Genomic DNA, 13,427 nt, shown 5'->3' with positions numbered 1-13,427 from the left:
TGTTGGACAACGCCGCGCCCGGGGCGGGTGGGCGAACCCCTCCGAGGTACTGGCATCCTGTGGTGTCGAAGGTCTCAGCCGCCCGAAGGACCCGCCGGTTCTCCTGGGCAGCGGGGCCACGAGGCAATACAGTCATAGGCATACAGCCAACGAACGCCTCGGCCGCACCCCCCACGGCGGCGGCCGCGGACAGACGCGATGGGACGGTTGCGCGATGGTGGTCAGCGGTACGGACACGGGTGCCAGGATGCGCGTGCTGGTCTACAGCGACAACGCCGACACCCGTGAGCAGGTCCGGCTGGCGATCGGCCGCCGCCCTGCGGCGGACGTCCCCCGGGTGGAGTTCGTCGAGTGCGCGACCGCGCCCGTCGTCCTGCGCAAACTGGAGGACACCGACCCGGCCGCGGCGATCGACGTGGCCGTCCTCGACGGCGAGGCCTCCCCCGTCGGCGGGATGGGCCTGTGCCGCCAGATCAAGGACGAGATCTACCGCTGCCCGCCGGTCCTGCTCCTGGTGGGCCGCCGCGACGACGGCTGGCTCGCGACCTGGTCGCAGGCCGAGCAGGTCGTCAGCCACCCGATCGACCCCGTCGCGCTCGCCGAGTCGCTGGCCGAGCTGATGCGCCGGCGGGTCGCGGCCCTCAGCGGGTGATCCGGGTGGGAGGCGGACGCGTGGTGGACGACAGCGGCGAGCGGGACATGCGCCGCCGCCTCGTGGTGGGCGGGTCCCTCAACCACGGCGCCGACATCGGGCGATGGCGCGGCCGAGCCCCGTCCCCGTCCCCGGGGGCCTGAGGGCGGCCCGCCCGCTCGTCCGCCGGCGCCCGTGAGGGCCGCCGCGCGGAGGCGGGCCGCCGCCCCGGCGCCGCGCACGCGGAACCCCTTCGCCGTGCGCCGCCTCCCCGGGTCCCTACGCCCGTTCCTCACCGTGGAGTCACCAGAATGAACGCCCCTGCCTCGCCCGCCCCCGCCTCCGAACCGTCCGCCGTCACCGAGCGGACCTGGTCGAACCTCATCACCGCCCTGCTCGGCGGTGTCACCCTCAGCAGCGCCGACACCGTCTGGGCGATGAACGAGATCATGTCGGGGTCGGCGACCGACGCCCAGATCGCCGGGTTCGCCATCGCGCTGCGCGCCAAGGGCGAGAGCGTGTCCGAGGTGACCGGCCTGGCCCAGGGCATGCTCGACAACGCCGTGCGCGTGAGCGTGCCCGGGCCGACCCTGGACATCGTCGGCACCGGCGGCGACCGGGCGCACACCGTGAACGTCTCCACGATGGCGGCGATCGTGGCCTCCGCGGCGGGCGCGCGCGTGGTCAAGCACGGCAACCGGGCCGCGTCCTCCTCCTGCGGCACCGCCGACGTGCTGGAGCGGCTCGGGGTGGTCCTGGACCTGCCCCCGGCGCTGACCGCGCGGGTGGCCGAGGAGGCGGGCATCACCTTCTGCTTCGCGCCCCTGTTCCACCCGTCCCTGCGCTTCGCTGCCAAGCCGCGCCGCGAGCTGGCCGTGCCGACGGTGTTCAACTTCCTGGGGCCGCTGACCAACCCCGCGCAGCCGACGGCCTCGGCGATCGGCGTCTTCGACGAGCGCATGTGCGAGGTCATCGCCGGCGTGTTCGCGCGCCGCGGCTCCTCCGCGCTGGTGTTCCGGGGCGACGACGGCCTGGACGAGCTGACCACGACGACCACGTCCACGGTGTGGGTGGTGGGCGACGGCTCGGCCCGCAGGGAGACCCTGGACCCGGCCGACCTGGGCATCGCCCGGTCCGGGGCCGAGGACCTGCGCGGCGGGGACGTGGAGTTCAACGCCCAGGCGGTGCGCGACCTCGTCGCGGGGCGCCCCGGGCCGGTGCGCGACGCGGTGCTGCTCAACGCGGGCGCCGCGCTGGCCGCCGTGGACGGCGTGGAGGGGCCGCTGCTGGACGCCGTGGGCGCCGGGTACGCGCGGGCGGCCGCCGCCGTCGACTCCGGAGCGGCCGAGCGCACCCTGGAGAACTGGGTGGAGATCAGCCAGAGCCACGCCAAGGCGGCCTGAGGACGCGGCGGCCGGGCCCCGTGCCCCGCCCTGCCGCGGGGGCGGGTGGCCGGGGTCCCCGGCGCCCGCCCCCGCCTCCGGCCGCGGGCCCGCCGCTCACCCGAAGCGGCGCGCGAAGCGCCGCTGCCACGGGGTCTCCACCGCGCGCGGCGAGTAGTGCTCCCGAACGTAGGCCACCGCCTCCCCGGCGGGCACCCCGTCCATGACGGCGAGGCAGGCCAGCGCGGTGCCGGTCCGCCCCCGTCCGCCCGAGCAGGCGACCTCGACCCTGTCGGCCCCGGCCCGCTCCAGCGCCTCCCGCAGGGCGCCGCGCAGGCCGGCCGGGTCGGACGGCAGACCGAAGTCCCTCCACCTCACCCAGCGCGCCTCCCAGGGCACGGGGGGCGGCTCCTGCCCGAGCAGGTACACGGCGAAGGAGGGTGCGGGGCCCTCCGGGAGCGGGCGGCGCAGGCCCCGGCCGCGGACCAGCGCCCCCGAGGGGAGCCGGAGCACACCGGGCGCCGAGGGGTCCCAGGAAGATGCCACCGGCCCCTACCAGCCGATCGCGAAGGCGGACTCCAGGTCGTGCTTGGAGTAGGCGCGGAAGGAGATGTGGGTGTCGGAGGACAGCACCCCGGGAACCTTGTTGACCCGCCCCGGGATCACCTCCGCCAGGTCCTCGTGCCGGCGCACGCGCACCATGGCGATGAGGTCGACGCCCCCGGTGACCGAGTAGACCTCGCTCACCCCGTCGATCTCCGCGATCGCCTCGGCGACCTCGGGGATGCGGTTGACGTCGGCCTTGATCATGACGATCGCGGTGATCACTGTGCCTCCAGGGCGGTTGGCCGCGGGAAGGCGGCCCCGGCCGCGCGGGGCGCCCCTAGTAGACGTCGGAGAGCCGCGTCCCGGAGCGCCATCGCAGCCGGTAGACCACCAGTCCCGCGATCACCCCGGCGATGAACCCGTACACGTGCGCCGCGTAGGCGACTCCGCTCCCGGCGCCGGGGGAGTTCGATGTGGTGACGTAGAGAAGATACTGAAGCACGAAGTAGCTTCCGACCAGGGCCCACCCCGGCAGGCGCATCGGGATCACCACGAACACCAGTGTGGTGACCCGGCTGCGGAACTGCACGACGAGGTAGGCGCCGAGCACGCCGGAGATGGCGCCCGAGGCTCCCACCATGGGCATCTCCCCCCCGGGTTCCACCAGGGAGAAGCCGTAGGCCGCCGCCACCCCGGTGACCGCGTACAGCAGCAGGAAGCGGACGCGGCCGATGCGGTCCTCCACGACGGGGCCGAAGACGAACAGGTAGACCATGTTGCCCAGCAGGTGCATGGCGCCGGCGTGCACGAACATCGAGCTGAGCACCGAGAACCACACGGACTTGCCGTCCACCGACCCGCACTCGGGCACCGCGTGCGGGACCCGGTCCACCTGTCCGAGGATCTCGGCGGGCACCGCGCCCCAGCGCATGAAGTAGTCCTGGATGGCGCAGAAGCGGCCCACCATGTCGACCGGGTACCAGACGGCCGTGGCGGCCTGGGGGGACAGCAGGTAGACGAGGACGTTGACCGCGATCAGCGTGTACGCGACGACGGGGGCGCGGCGGACGGGGTAGTCGTCATTGAGCGGAAGCGCGGCCATGCGCCCAGTGTGTCATCTCCGTGTGCGCCTCCGCGCTCCGCAACGGGCATGTCCAGACCCCGTCGATGTCGACGAGCCTCGTCGCCGGGTCGGTCAGCCAGTCCAGGACGAGCTCGGTCTCCGCGGGCAGGGCCCTGGGGCTCGGCCCGTACCCCGGAGGGACGTACTCGGCGGTCGCCAGGAGCGAGGCCAGGAACGCGGTCGGATCGGTGCCCGGCCGCAGGACCGCGCTGGCCGCGAGGCGCCCGTGGCGGACCACGCAGGTCTCCCAGCCCGTGGCGGAGCGCCGGGAGGCGACCACCTGGGCCACCGAGGCCAGGGCCGACAGCCGCTGGGCCCGCCGGGCGCCGCGCAGGAAGGCGGCGAGGCGGTCGCGGAGGGCGGCGGCCTCCTCGTAGCGCAGGGCGCCGGCGAGTTCGGCGATGCGCGAGGTGTGCGCCGCGACGACGGCGGCGGGGTCCCCGGTCATGGCCTCGAGCGCGGCGTCGGCGTGGACGGTGTAGGCCTCGAGCGCCTCGGTACCGTCGCAGGGGGCGCCGCAGCGTCCCAGCTGGGCCAGGACGCACGGGTCGATCCTCCTGCTCTCGGAGAAGGTGTGCGTGCACTGCCGCAGCGGGAACGTGTGGAGCAGGGCCTCCTTGGCCTGCTCGGCGTCCCTGGCCGAGGCGTAGGGACCGATGTAGGGGGCCCCGTCGTCCTTGACCGCCCGCACCACGGACAGGCGCGGGTAGGCGTCGGTGGTGAGCTTGACCCACGAGGCGCGCTCGGGGTTGCGGGAGCGCCGGTTGTAGGGGGGCTTGCGCTCGGCGATGATCCGCAGCTCGCGGACGGACGCCTCCAGTTCGGTGGCGCACTCGATGGGGGTGACGCCTTCGACCAGCGCGGCCATCTCGCGGATGTGCCTGCGGCTCTCCGCCGCGGTGAAGTAGGAGCGGACCCGCCGCCGCAGGTTGTTGCTCTTGCCCACGTAGAGGCCGGCCCCGCGCGCGTCGGTGAACACGTACACCCCCGGGCCCTCCGGCAGGCCCTCTGCCAAGTGCCGCCTGGCCTTCTGCGCCCGGCTGGCGGGCTTGCTGACGGCGCGCAGCTCCTCCACGCTGGTCACGCCCATCGGCCCGAGGCGCTCGATCAGCCCGTGCAGGACCCCGACCGTGGCACGCGCGTCGTCCAGGGCGCGGTGGTTGGGGGTGACCGGAACCCCGAAGAACGCGGCGAGGGTGGCGAGCCTGTGGTTGCGGGTCTCGCTCCGGGGGAGGATCGCCCGGGCCAGGCGCAGGGTGTCCACCACCGGGTACCCGGGCCAGGCCGACCCGTGGCGCTCGCACGCGGCCTTCAGGAAACCGGTGTCGAAGGCGGCGTTGTGGGCAACCAGGACGGTGTCCGGCTCCTCGTCGAGGAACGCGAGGACGCGGGGCAGGACCTCCTCCATGGGGGGCGCGGTCGCCACCATGGACTGGGTGATCCCGGTCAGCAGGGTGATGGCGGCCGGGACGGGCACGCCGGGGTCGACCAGGGTGGAGAACTCGCCGAGGACCTCTCCCCCGCGCACCCTGACCGCGCCGACCTCCGTGACACGGGCGGCGGACGCGCTGGTCCCGGTGGTCTCCAGGTCCAGCACGACGAACGTCGCCGCGGCGAGGGGCGTGCCGAGGTCGCTGATGCTCGTTTGGACGCCGGCGGGCGCCGCGGACTGTCGAACCACGCGGTCAGGCTAGTCGGCGGTGACGACCGAAAACGGCCGGGATACGGTCTGACCTGCCCGACATGGAAAGATGTGGGGGACGGGGCCGGAAGGTCCGCGGCCCCGTGACGAGCACGACACGAGGAGGAACCGTGGGGATCGCTATGCCGGGTGACAAGGAGCGGTGGCGGTGCACCGGATGCGGGAACCTCACGCGGTTCGACGTGACCAGGACGACCCGTTCGCAGGACTACCTCCACCTGGACCTGGCCGGTGAGGGCCGCGTCGAGGAGCGGACCGTGCTCTCGGAGACGGTCGAGCGCGTGAAGTGCCGCTGGTGCGGCGCCACCGACAGCGTCGAGGTCATCGCCCGCCCCGACGCCGACCGGTCGGCCACCGGTTCCTCGGCGGAGAGCCCGACGGGTCAGGCATGAGCGCCCGCCCCGAGGCGGGCGGCGACTCCGACGGCACCGGCCCGCGCGACGAGAGTGTCGACGTGACGCCCGGCGCCGACAGCGACGGGGAGCGGCTGCGCCGCCCCCTGCCCGAGCCGGTGCGCGCCCGGGTCGTCGAGTACGGTTCCGACGTGCTGGGCGGCATGCGCGCGAGCGAACTCCCCCCGCTGCTGCGCAGGGTCGCCAAGTTCGAGCCGCGCCGCCGTGCCAGGCTCGCCGGCCCGCAGATCGCCGCCCAGCTGGAGACCGACGGCGGCTTCCGCGACATGGTCGCGGCCCGGGTGCGGCAGGTGTGGCCGGAGCTGGCCGAGGGCCTGCACTCGGGCGTGGTGCCCCCTGCCGCGGACCCCGTGGCGGTGGCGGCCTGCGCGTACCTGCTGCGGCCCAAGGGCTGGCCGGAGATCATCGAGGACGTCCACCTGGAGCTGGAGCGGCTGGCCGGCGCCAGGGAGGTGGACGAGGCGGCCGAGGCGCTGGACTCCGTGCGCCGCCAGCTGGACGAGGCCAGGAGCGAGCACCAGTCGGAGACGGAGCGGCTGCGCTCCCAGCTCAAGGAGCAGCGCACGGAGATCGCCGAGCTGCGCCGCAAGGTGCACACGGAGCGGCAGCGGGCCAAGGGCGCCGCGGCGGAGGCCGCACGGGTCCTGGCCGAGACCTCCGACCGCGAGTCGGAGTCGGCCACGCAGATGAACGCCCTGGAGTCGGAGAACCGGCGGCTGCGGTCGCGGCTGGCCTCGGCCGAGGCGCAGGTGGAGAACGCCCGCCGCGCGGTGCGCGCCGGACGCAACGCGGACGAGGCCCGGCTCCGGGTGCTGCTGGACGTGCTGGTCGAATCCGCGCACGGGCTGCGCAGGGAGCTGGCGCTGCCCGCGGCCCTGGACAGCCCCGCGGACCTGGTCGCCGAGGCCGAGCAGCAGCGGCGGGTGTCGCTGGGGGGCCTGCCCGACGACGACCCGGGCCTGCTGGAGCACCTGTTGACGGTGCCCCGGGTCCACCTCCTGGTGGACGGCTACAACGTGACCAAGACCGGGTACGGGACCCTCCCCCTGGCCGACCAGCGCACACGGCTGATGGCCTCGCTGGAGGGGTTGGCCAGCCGGACCAAGGCCGAGATCACGTGCGTGTTCGACGGCGCCGACATCGACGCTCCCCCCGTGGCGGCCCCCACCCGGCGGGTGCGCCTGCTCTTCAGCGCCCCCGGGGAGACCGCCGACGAGCTGATCGTGCGGCTGGTGCGCGCGGAGCCGCCCGGACGCCCGATCGCCGTGGTGACCTCCGACAAGGAGATCGTGTCCGCGGTCCGGCGCGCGGGTGCGCGCGCGGTGCCCTCGGCGATCTTCCTGCGCCGCCTGGAGGCGCACGGCTGAACCGCCCTCCGCTCCCCCCGGCCGGGTCCTCCGAGGGCCCGGCCGGGGGGCGCGGCGCCTCCCCTCCGGCCGCCGCCGGGGCGTGGCGAGGCGCACAGCGGACAGAAGCCCGCACGTTCCGGGCCACACCGCCCCCGACCGCTCCTTCCAGGCGTAACGTCCCCGCGGGAACGGTGGGTTCCCCCATGATTCGGGGGTTGTGCCCACAGATGTGGTTGAGACGAGCAGAGCGGTCCGCTAGGTTCTTCCCGAACGTGAGTGCTCCATCGGAGCGAAGGCAGGATCTGCGCCCTCCGGTCGGGACCCGCACACTCACCCGCCCCGCCTCCGCGCGGACACTGTCCTCCAGCACCCCTATGCGGACTTCCCAACCTCAAGGAGCGGACCGCCATGAAGAACCCCGGTGGTCGGCGTACAGCCCGCCGCATCGCAGCCACGACCGGTATCAGCGCTGTCGTCGCGAGTACCCTCATCGCCCCGGGCACCGCCTACGCGGAGCCGACCCAGGACGAGGTCGAGGACCGGATCGAGGAGCTCAACGAAGAGGCCGCGGCCGCCGTCGAGACCTACAACCAGGCCAAGGAGGACCACGAGGTCGCCGAGGCCCTGTACGAGGAGCTCGAGGAGCAGGTCGGGGACGAGGAGGAGCGCTACGAGGAGCTGCGCGGCAAGGTCCAGCAGCTGGCCAGCGCCACCTACCAGTCCGGTGAGCTGGACTCCACGAGCACCATCCTGACCTCCGACGGCCCCGAGGCCCTGCTGGAGCAGAACGCCGACCTGAACTACCTCTCCGAGGCCCAGAAGGCCGAGCTGGACGAGTTCGGCGAGTCCTCCGAACGGCTGTTCAGCCTCAAGGACGAGGCGGAGGAGGCCCTGGAGGAGTCCGAGGCCGCCCTGGAGGAGGCCGACGAGGCCAAGACCGACGTCGAGGCGAAGATCGAGGAGCAGCAGGAGATCCTCGCCCAGTTCCCCGACGCCGACCGCTCCGCCGACGGCGCCGACTCCAGCGGCGGCCAGTCGTACACCGGCGGCGCGTCCGGCAGTGCCGGGGCGGCGCTGGACTTCGCCTACTCCAAGGTCGGCCTGCCCTACGTCTGGGGCGGCACCGGTCCCAACGGGTACGACTGCTCCGGCCTGGTCCAGGCGTCCTGGCGCAACGCCGGCGTCGACCTGCCCCGCACCACCTTCTCCCAGGCCGAGGTCGGCCACCGGATCAACGACATGAGCGCGCTCCAGCCCGGCGACATCATGTTCTTCTCCGGTGTGAACCACAACGGCCTCTACGCCGGCAACGGCCAGATGGTGCACGCGCCGAGCAGCGGCCGCAACATCGAGGTCGTGGACCTGGCCGCGTACTGGGCCGGACAGTTCGAGTTCGGCGTCCGCCCCTAGGGCCCGCCCCACGCGCACGGAAAGGCCGTCCCCGGTTCGCCGGGGGCGGCCTCTCCATGTGCGGAGCGTGCCCGGGTAAGGGACACGGAAGGGGTTTCCGGACACCCGACGCCCCACGGTGGAACGTCACGAAAAGGTTGAGGTGAACCCGCGCGATGCACTAGTGTTCATCGCCGACAGCGGTTGCTCCTCTTCACCGCCCCCAGGTGGTGACAGCCGTGTCCCGACCGGGCCCCACAGCGTTCGGGCCGGCTCCCCGGCCCTTGAACCCCCACCCGGCGCAGTCCCTTGCTCCCGCTGAACCCCGCACGGCCCGGGACAAGGGGAGAAAGGTGTAACCCAACGTGTCTGCATCCCCTGGCGGCCGCAGGCGCCGCACAGCGGTCCTCGCCGCCCTCACCCTCGGGGCCCTCGTCATGCCCGCCGCGGTGGCGCACGCCGAACCGACCTCCGAGGAGGTCCGCGAGGAGATCGAGCGCCTCGAAGAGGAGTTCATCGGGCTCAACGCGACCTACAACGAGGCCCAGGAGACCCACGAGGCCGCCGAGGAGAAGCTCGAGGAGGTCCTGGCGGAGATCGAGGCCGCCGAGGAGAACGTGGAGGAGCTGGGCCTGGACGTGCGCAAGCTCGCCGGGGCCGCCTACTCCAGCCCCGACTTCACCTCCTTCAACGAGCTGGTCACCTCGACCGGGCCCGAGAACGCCCTGGCCCACCAGGCGGACCTGACCTACCTCGCCGGCCAGAACGACGGGCAGCTGGCGCGGTACGCCGAGGAGCTCGCCAACCTGGAGACCCTGGAGGCCTCCGCGGCCGAGACCGAGGAGGAGGCGGCCCAAGCCCTCCAGGAGGCCGAGGACGCCACCGAGGAGGCCGAGGAGGCCATCGCGGAGCAGGAGGAACTGCTCTCCCAGCTGACCGCCGAGGAGCAGGAGGCGGCGACCGAGAACGTCGGCGGGTCCGGCGGAGGGGACAGCGGCAGCACCGGCGGTGGCGGTGGCGGTGGCAGCTACACCGGCCCCGCCTCGGGCAACGCCAGGACCGCCCTGGACTTCGCCTACTCCAAGATCGGCATGCCCTACGTCTGGGGCGGCACCGGCCCCAACGGGTACGACTGCTCCGGCCTGACCCAGGCCGCCTGGGGCGCCGCGGGCGTGAGCCTGCCGCGCACCACCTACTCCCAGGTGAACGCGGGCCAGCGGGTGTCCTGGGAGAACAAGCAGCCCGGCGACCTGCTGTTCTTCTACCCGGGCGGCAGCGGCCCGGAGCACGTGGGCATGTACGCGGGCGACAACGTGATGGTGCACGCGTCCACCTCGACCAAGCCCATCGGCACGGTGACCCTGAACGACTACTACCGCTCCGAATTCGTGACCGCCGTGCGCCCGTAGCGACGGCAGGCGTCCCGGTCCCCGCGGCAGAGCGGCGGGGCCCGGCGGTGGCCGCGACACCCTGGCTCCCAGGGGGTCGCGGCCACCGTGTCGTCCGTGCACGACCGTGCAACACGCAGAACCGGATCCCTGTCCCTCCCGCCTCGGGCGCCACGCATCCCGCCACCTGTACGGCGTAGATCACCCCAGGCCGGTCCGCCGCACCCGGGACGGCCCCCGCACCACCGCCCCGCGGGAGGCGGCCCGGCGCCCGCCGGCCCCGGTTCGGCGCGAACGCCGGGTTCTCCCCGGGCGACCGCGCGGGACGCCCTAGACTCGCTCCCGTGTCGCGCACCCTGATCATCACCAACGACTTCCCGCCGCGCTCCGGCGGCATCGAGTCCTTCGTCCACGAGCTGGCCCTGCGCCGGCCCGAGGGCTCCGTGGTCGTCTACTGCTCCTCCCCCTCCCCCGGCGACGCCGCCGCGGACCCGCACTTCGACCTGCGCCAGCCCTTCCCCGTCGTCCGCGACGCGGCGGGCGTGCTGCTCCCCTCGCCCCGGGTGGCCGCGCGGGCGCGCGCCATCGCCGCGCTGGAGGACTGCGACTCGGTGCTCTACGGGGCCGCCGCGCCCCTGGGCCTGCTCGCGGGCGGCCTGCGCGGCCGGGTCCGCCGCCAGGTGGCCCTCACCCACGGGCACGAGACCGGCTGGTCGGTGGTCCCCGGCGCGAGCACGGCTCTGCGCCGGATCGGAGACACCACCGACACCGTGACCTACCTGGGCGACTACACCCGCAGGCGGCTCTCCCGGGCCCTGTCCCCGGCCGCCGCCGACCGGATGCGCCGCCTGGCCCCGGGGGTGGACGTCGAGCGGTTCCGCCCCGGGGCGGGGGGCGGGGAGGTCCGCGCGCGCCACGGCCTGGGCGGGCGCCCCGTCGTGGTGTGCGTGTCGCGCCTGGTGCCCCGCAAGGGCCAGGACACCCTGATCCGCGCCTGGCCCCGCGTCCTGGCGGACGTGCCCGACGCGGCCCTGCTCGTCGTCGGCGACGGCCCCTACGGCCCCCGGCTGCGCTCCGCGGCGGCGGGGATGGACTCGGTGGTCTTCACCGGCCCCGTCCCCGCCGCGGAGCTCCCCGCCCACCACGACGCGGGCGACGTGTTCGCCATGCCCTGCCGCACCCGCCGGGGCGGCCTGGACGTGGAGGGGCTGGGGATGGTCTACCTGGAGGCCTCCGCCACCGGGCTGCCGGTGGTGGCCGGCGACTCCGGCGGCGCACCCGACGCCGTCCTGGAGGGCGAGACGGGCCGGGTGGTGGACGGCTCCCGGCCCGGGCCCGTGGCCCGGGCCCTCATCGGACTCCTGAAGGACCCCGACCGCGCCGCCCAGATGGGCGCACGCGGCCGGGAGTGGGTGGCCCGGACGTGGACCTGGGAACACACGGCCGAGCGCCTGGAGGCGCTGCTGACGGCTCCGGGGCGTGCGGGCGGCTGAACCGGGCGGTGCCCCCTGCCCGCTACAGGCCCTCGCCGTGCACGCTGCCCGGGGTGCCCGAGCCGTCGGTCACCTGGGGCTCACCGGTCTCGCTGTGCTTCAACCACTCCTTCCAGGAGCGCTGCCAGAAGCCCCACCCGTTGTCCCACTCCAGTTCGCGTCCGGTGCCGGTGGTCTCCAGGATGTCGCCCATCAGCGCCTGGTCGTGGAACCACCGGGCGTCCCGCACCGACATGTTGGTGCAGCCGTTGGAGGTGTTCGCGTGGCCGATACCGCCGTTCCACGGCGCCGCGTGGGTGAACTCGCCGCTGTCGGAGGTGCGCACGGCCCAGTCCACGTCGAGCCGGTAGTGCCCGGGCGAGCCCTCGGGGATGCCGACCGTCGCGGAGTCCATCACGAGCTCGGCGTACTTCTCCATGGTGACGTGCGTGCCGGAGGTGGTGGTGTTGAAGCGCTCATGGCCCTTGCCGTTGCTCACCGGGATCGTGCGCACGAGCTCGCCGTCGATCTCCACCTCGAGCTCGTGGTCGGGGACGTGCATCGTGGCGACGAGCTCCCGGCCGACCTCGAAGTCGATACGGTCGTCCTCCGTCCCGTAGACGCCCTCGGACGCCTCCACCCCGGCCAGCCTCAGGTCGACGGAGACCTTCTGACGGGGTTCCCAGTACTCCCGGGGCCGGAACACCGCCGTCTCGTCGTCGACCCAGTTCCACGCGCCCTCGACCGGGTGTTCGGAGGTCACCTCGATGGAGTTCTCCACCTGGACCTTGTTCTCCACCGGCACGTCGAAGCCGACGACGACGGGCATGCCGACGCCCACGGTCTGGCCGCTCTGCGGGTGGTTGGAGACGAGCCCGAGGCGTGAGTCCCCGTCGACGCCCTCGGTGTGGAACTCCGCGACGACCTCGGTCTCCTCGCCGCCGGCGTCCTCCGCCGTGGCGTAGACGCTCACCGACGCGCCGGGGGTGAGGTTCCGGTCGCTCTTCCACCGGGTGCCGTCCCCGCTCAGGGTTCCCGGGAACTCCTGCCCCTCCACCCCGGCCTCCCCCGCCCCGCCGGCCTCCGCGAGCGCGTCCGCGGCGACCTGCTCCACGCGGACGTCCGTGATGGTCCCGCCGGAGGCCTCCACGCGCACCGGCGTGTTGGGCGCCACGGGGGCGGCGCCCGTCCCGGGGGTGACGGTGATCCCGGGACCGGGCGCGTCCTCCCCGCCGGGACCTCCCGGGTCCCCGCCCGCGGTGGTGCAGGCCGTCGCCACGAGGACGACCGCGGCGACCGCGGCCACGAGGCGGCGGACCGCCGGTCGGAAGACTCGTCCCTTCACGCCAAGGACCTCCAGCGTCGGTTGCGACGTGGCCCCGGTGCGCGGGACGGCGCCTCGCACGCCGCCGGTCCCGGACACGCCGCGCACCGGACACGAGGCCCCGCGTCACGGCAGGGTCACCGAAAACACGACCCCGGCGGCCGGTCGGCCTCGCGGTGCGAGGCCTTCCGGCCACCGGGGTGGTGACAGTCGCATACTACCCGGAGTGCGCATTTGGGCACGGTATGTGCCCGATGCTCGGGGCGGCGCGTCCTAGTGCTGGAACTCCTTGCGGTAGTACTCGAAGATCCAGCCGATCGAGGTGAGGATGATCGCGAAGGCGCCCGTGATCACCATCCACCAGCCGATGGCCACGCCCACCGCGGTGAACGCGACGGCCAGCGCGACGAACATCGGCCACCAGCTGTGCGGGCTGAAGAACCCGTACTCCCCGGCGTTCTCGGCGATCTCGCCGTCCAGCCGCTCCTCCGCGGGGAGCCCGTGGAAGCGCTCGCTGCGGCGGGCCGCCTGCCAGAGCCAGAAGCCGATCATCCAGCCGAAGCCGATGGAGACCACCAGTGCGGTGGTGCCCGTCCACTCGATGGCGCCGGTGTCCTGGTAGGACCAGTACACGTACAGGGCGGCAGCAAGACCGAAGAAGGTCGAGATGCCCATGAACAGATAGGCCTGCGTCTTCATGGCGAGATC

At 73.9% G+C, this 13,427-nt stretch carries 14 protein-coding genes; 8 read left to right on the top strand and 6 right to left on the bottom strand.

What is annotated here, in order from left to right:
* Positions 1-214 precede the first annotated feature (214 nt).
* From ABZ234_RS22005 to trpD, 3 genes are all read left to right on the top strand, one after another.
* A complete protein-coding gene (locus ABZ234_RS22005) occupies positions 215-652 on the top strand; it encodes a hypothetical protein (protein ID WP_267948885.1) in 438 nt (145 codons plus the stop codon).
* Between the two features lie 20 nt (positions 653-672).
* Entirely contained in the window at positions 673-795 is a 123-nt protein-coding gene (locus ABZ234_RS22000) for a hypothetical protein (RefSeq protein ID WP_267948884.1), read from the top strand.
* Between the two features lie 147 nt (positions 796-942).
* Complete coding sequence (gene trpD, locus ABZ234_RS21995; RefSeq protein ID WP_355013274.1) at positions 943-2,034, top strand: anthranilate phosphoribosyltransferase; 1,092 nt, start codon at positions 943-945, stop codon at positions 2,032-2,034.
* Positions 2,035-2,130: 96 nt separating this feature from the next.
* Here trpD and ABZ234_RS21990 read toward each other — a convergent pair whose 3' ends face one another.
* Genes ABZ234_RS21990 through ABZ234_RS21975 form a run of 4 tightly spaced genes read right to left on the bottom strand, consistent with a single transcriptional unit; the run spans position 2,131 to position 5,363 of the window.
* Entirely contained in the window at positions 2,131-2,559 is a 429-nt protein-coding gene (locus tag ABZ234_RS21990; protein WP_267948882.1) for a protein-tyrosine phosphatase family protein, read from the bottom strand.
* Between the two features lie 6 nt (positions 2,560-2,565).
* Positions 2,566-2,841, bottom strand: a complete 276-nt coding sequence (locus ABZ234_RS21985) for an Lrp/AsnC ligand binding domain-containing protein (RefSeq protein ID WP_267948881.1) — start codon at positions 2,839-2,841, stop codon at positions 2,566-2,568.
* A gap of 55 nt (positions 2,842-2,896) precedes the next feature.
* A complete protein-coding gene (locus ABZ234_RS21980; RefSeq protein WP_267948880.1) occupies positions 2,897-3,661 on the bottom strand; it encodes a rhomboid family intramembrane serine protease in 765 nt (254 codons plus the stop codon).
* Positions 3,639-5,363 (bottom strand): DEDD exonuclease domain-containing protein, encoded by a 1,725-nt coding sequence (locus ABZ234_RS21975; protein ID WP_355013273.1) that lies wholly within the window; start codon positions 5,361-5,363, stop codon positions 3,639-3,641. Before ABZ234_RS21975 ends, ABZ234_RS21980 begins: the two co-directional genes overlap by 23 nt.
* Before the next feature lie 131 nt (positions 5,364-5,494).
* Here ABZ234_RS21975 and ABZ234_RS21970 point away from each other — a divergent pair, with 131 nt between their 5' ends.
* From ABZ234_RS21970 to ABZ234_RS21950, 5 genes are all read left to right on the top strand, one after another.
* A complete protein-coding gene (locus ABZ234_RS21970) occupies positions 5,495-5,776 on the top strand; it encodes a hypothetical protein (RefSeq protein WP_267948878.1) in 282 nt (93 codons plus the stop codon).
* The gene (locus ABZ234_RS21965; protein WP_355013272.1) at positions 5,773-7,164 is read left to right on the top strand and encodes an NYN domain-containing protein; all 1,392 of its coding nucleotides are present in this window, start codon (positions 5,773-5,775) and stop codon (positions 7,162-7,164) included. The genes ABZ234_RS21970 and ABZ234_RS21965 overlap by 4 nt, the downstream gene beginning before the upstream one ends.
* A gap of 390 nt (positions 7,165-7,554) precedes the next feature.
* The gene (locus ABZ234_RS21960; RefSeq protein ID WP_267948876.1) at positions 7,555-8,556 is read left to right on the top strand and encodes a C40 family peptidase; all 1,002 of its coding nucleotides are present in this window, start codon (positions 7,555-7,557) and stop codon (positions 8,554-8,556) included.
* A 416-nt stretch (positions 8,557-8,972) separates the two neighbouring features.
* The gene (locus tag ABZ234_RS21955) at positions 8,973-9,944 is read left to right on the top strand and encodes a C40 family peptidase (RefSeq protein ID WP_355013281.1); all 972 of its coding nucleotides are present in this window, start codon (positions 8,973-8,975) and stop codon (positions 9,942-9,944) included.
* 323 nt (positions 9,945-10,267) lie between these two features.
* Positions 10,268-11,416: a glycosyltransferase family 4 protein gene (locus ABZ234_RS21950; RefSeq protein ID WP_355013271.1), complete on the top strand. Its 1,149-nt coding sequence runs from the start codon at positions 10,268-10,270 to the stop codon at positions 11,414-11,416.
* A gap of 22 nt (positions 11,417-11,438) precedes the next feature.
* Here ABZ234_RS21950 and ABZ234_RS21945 read toward each other — a convergent pair whose 3' ends face one another.
* Positions 11,439-12,740: an Ig-like domain-containing protein gene (locus tag ABZ234_RS21945; RefSeq protein ID WP_355013270.1), complete on the bottom strand. Its 1,302-nt coding sequence runs from the start codon at positions 12,738-12,740 to the stop codon at positions 11,439-11,441.
* 252 nt (positions 12,741-12,992) lie between these two features.
* Positions 12,993-13,418: a cytochrome c oxidase subunit 4 gene (locus ABZ234_RS21940; protein ID WP_330161708.1), complete on the bottom strand. Its 426-nt coding sequence runs from the start codon at positions 13,416-13,418 to the stop codon at positions 12,993-12,995.
* Positions 13,419-13,427 lie beyond the last annotated feature (9 nt).

The sequence above is a fragment of the Nocardiopsis sp. NPDC006198 genome (assembly GCF_040613895.1).
GTDB lineage: Bacteria > Actinomycetota > Actinomycetes > Streptosporangiales > Streptosporangiaceae > Nocardiopsis > Nocardiopsis tropica.
The sequence above is the reverse complement of the archived record's forward strand: the minus strand, read 5'-3'. Positions and strand labels throughout refer to the sequence as shown.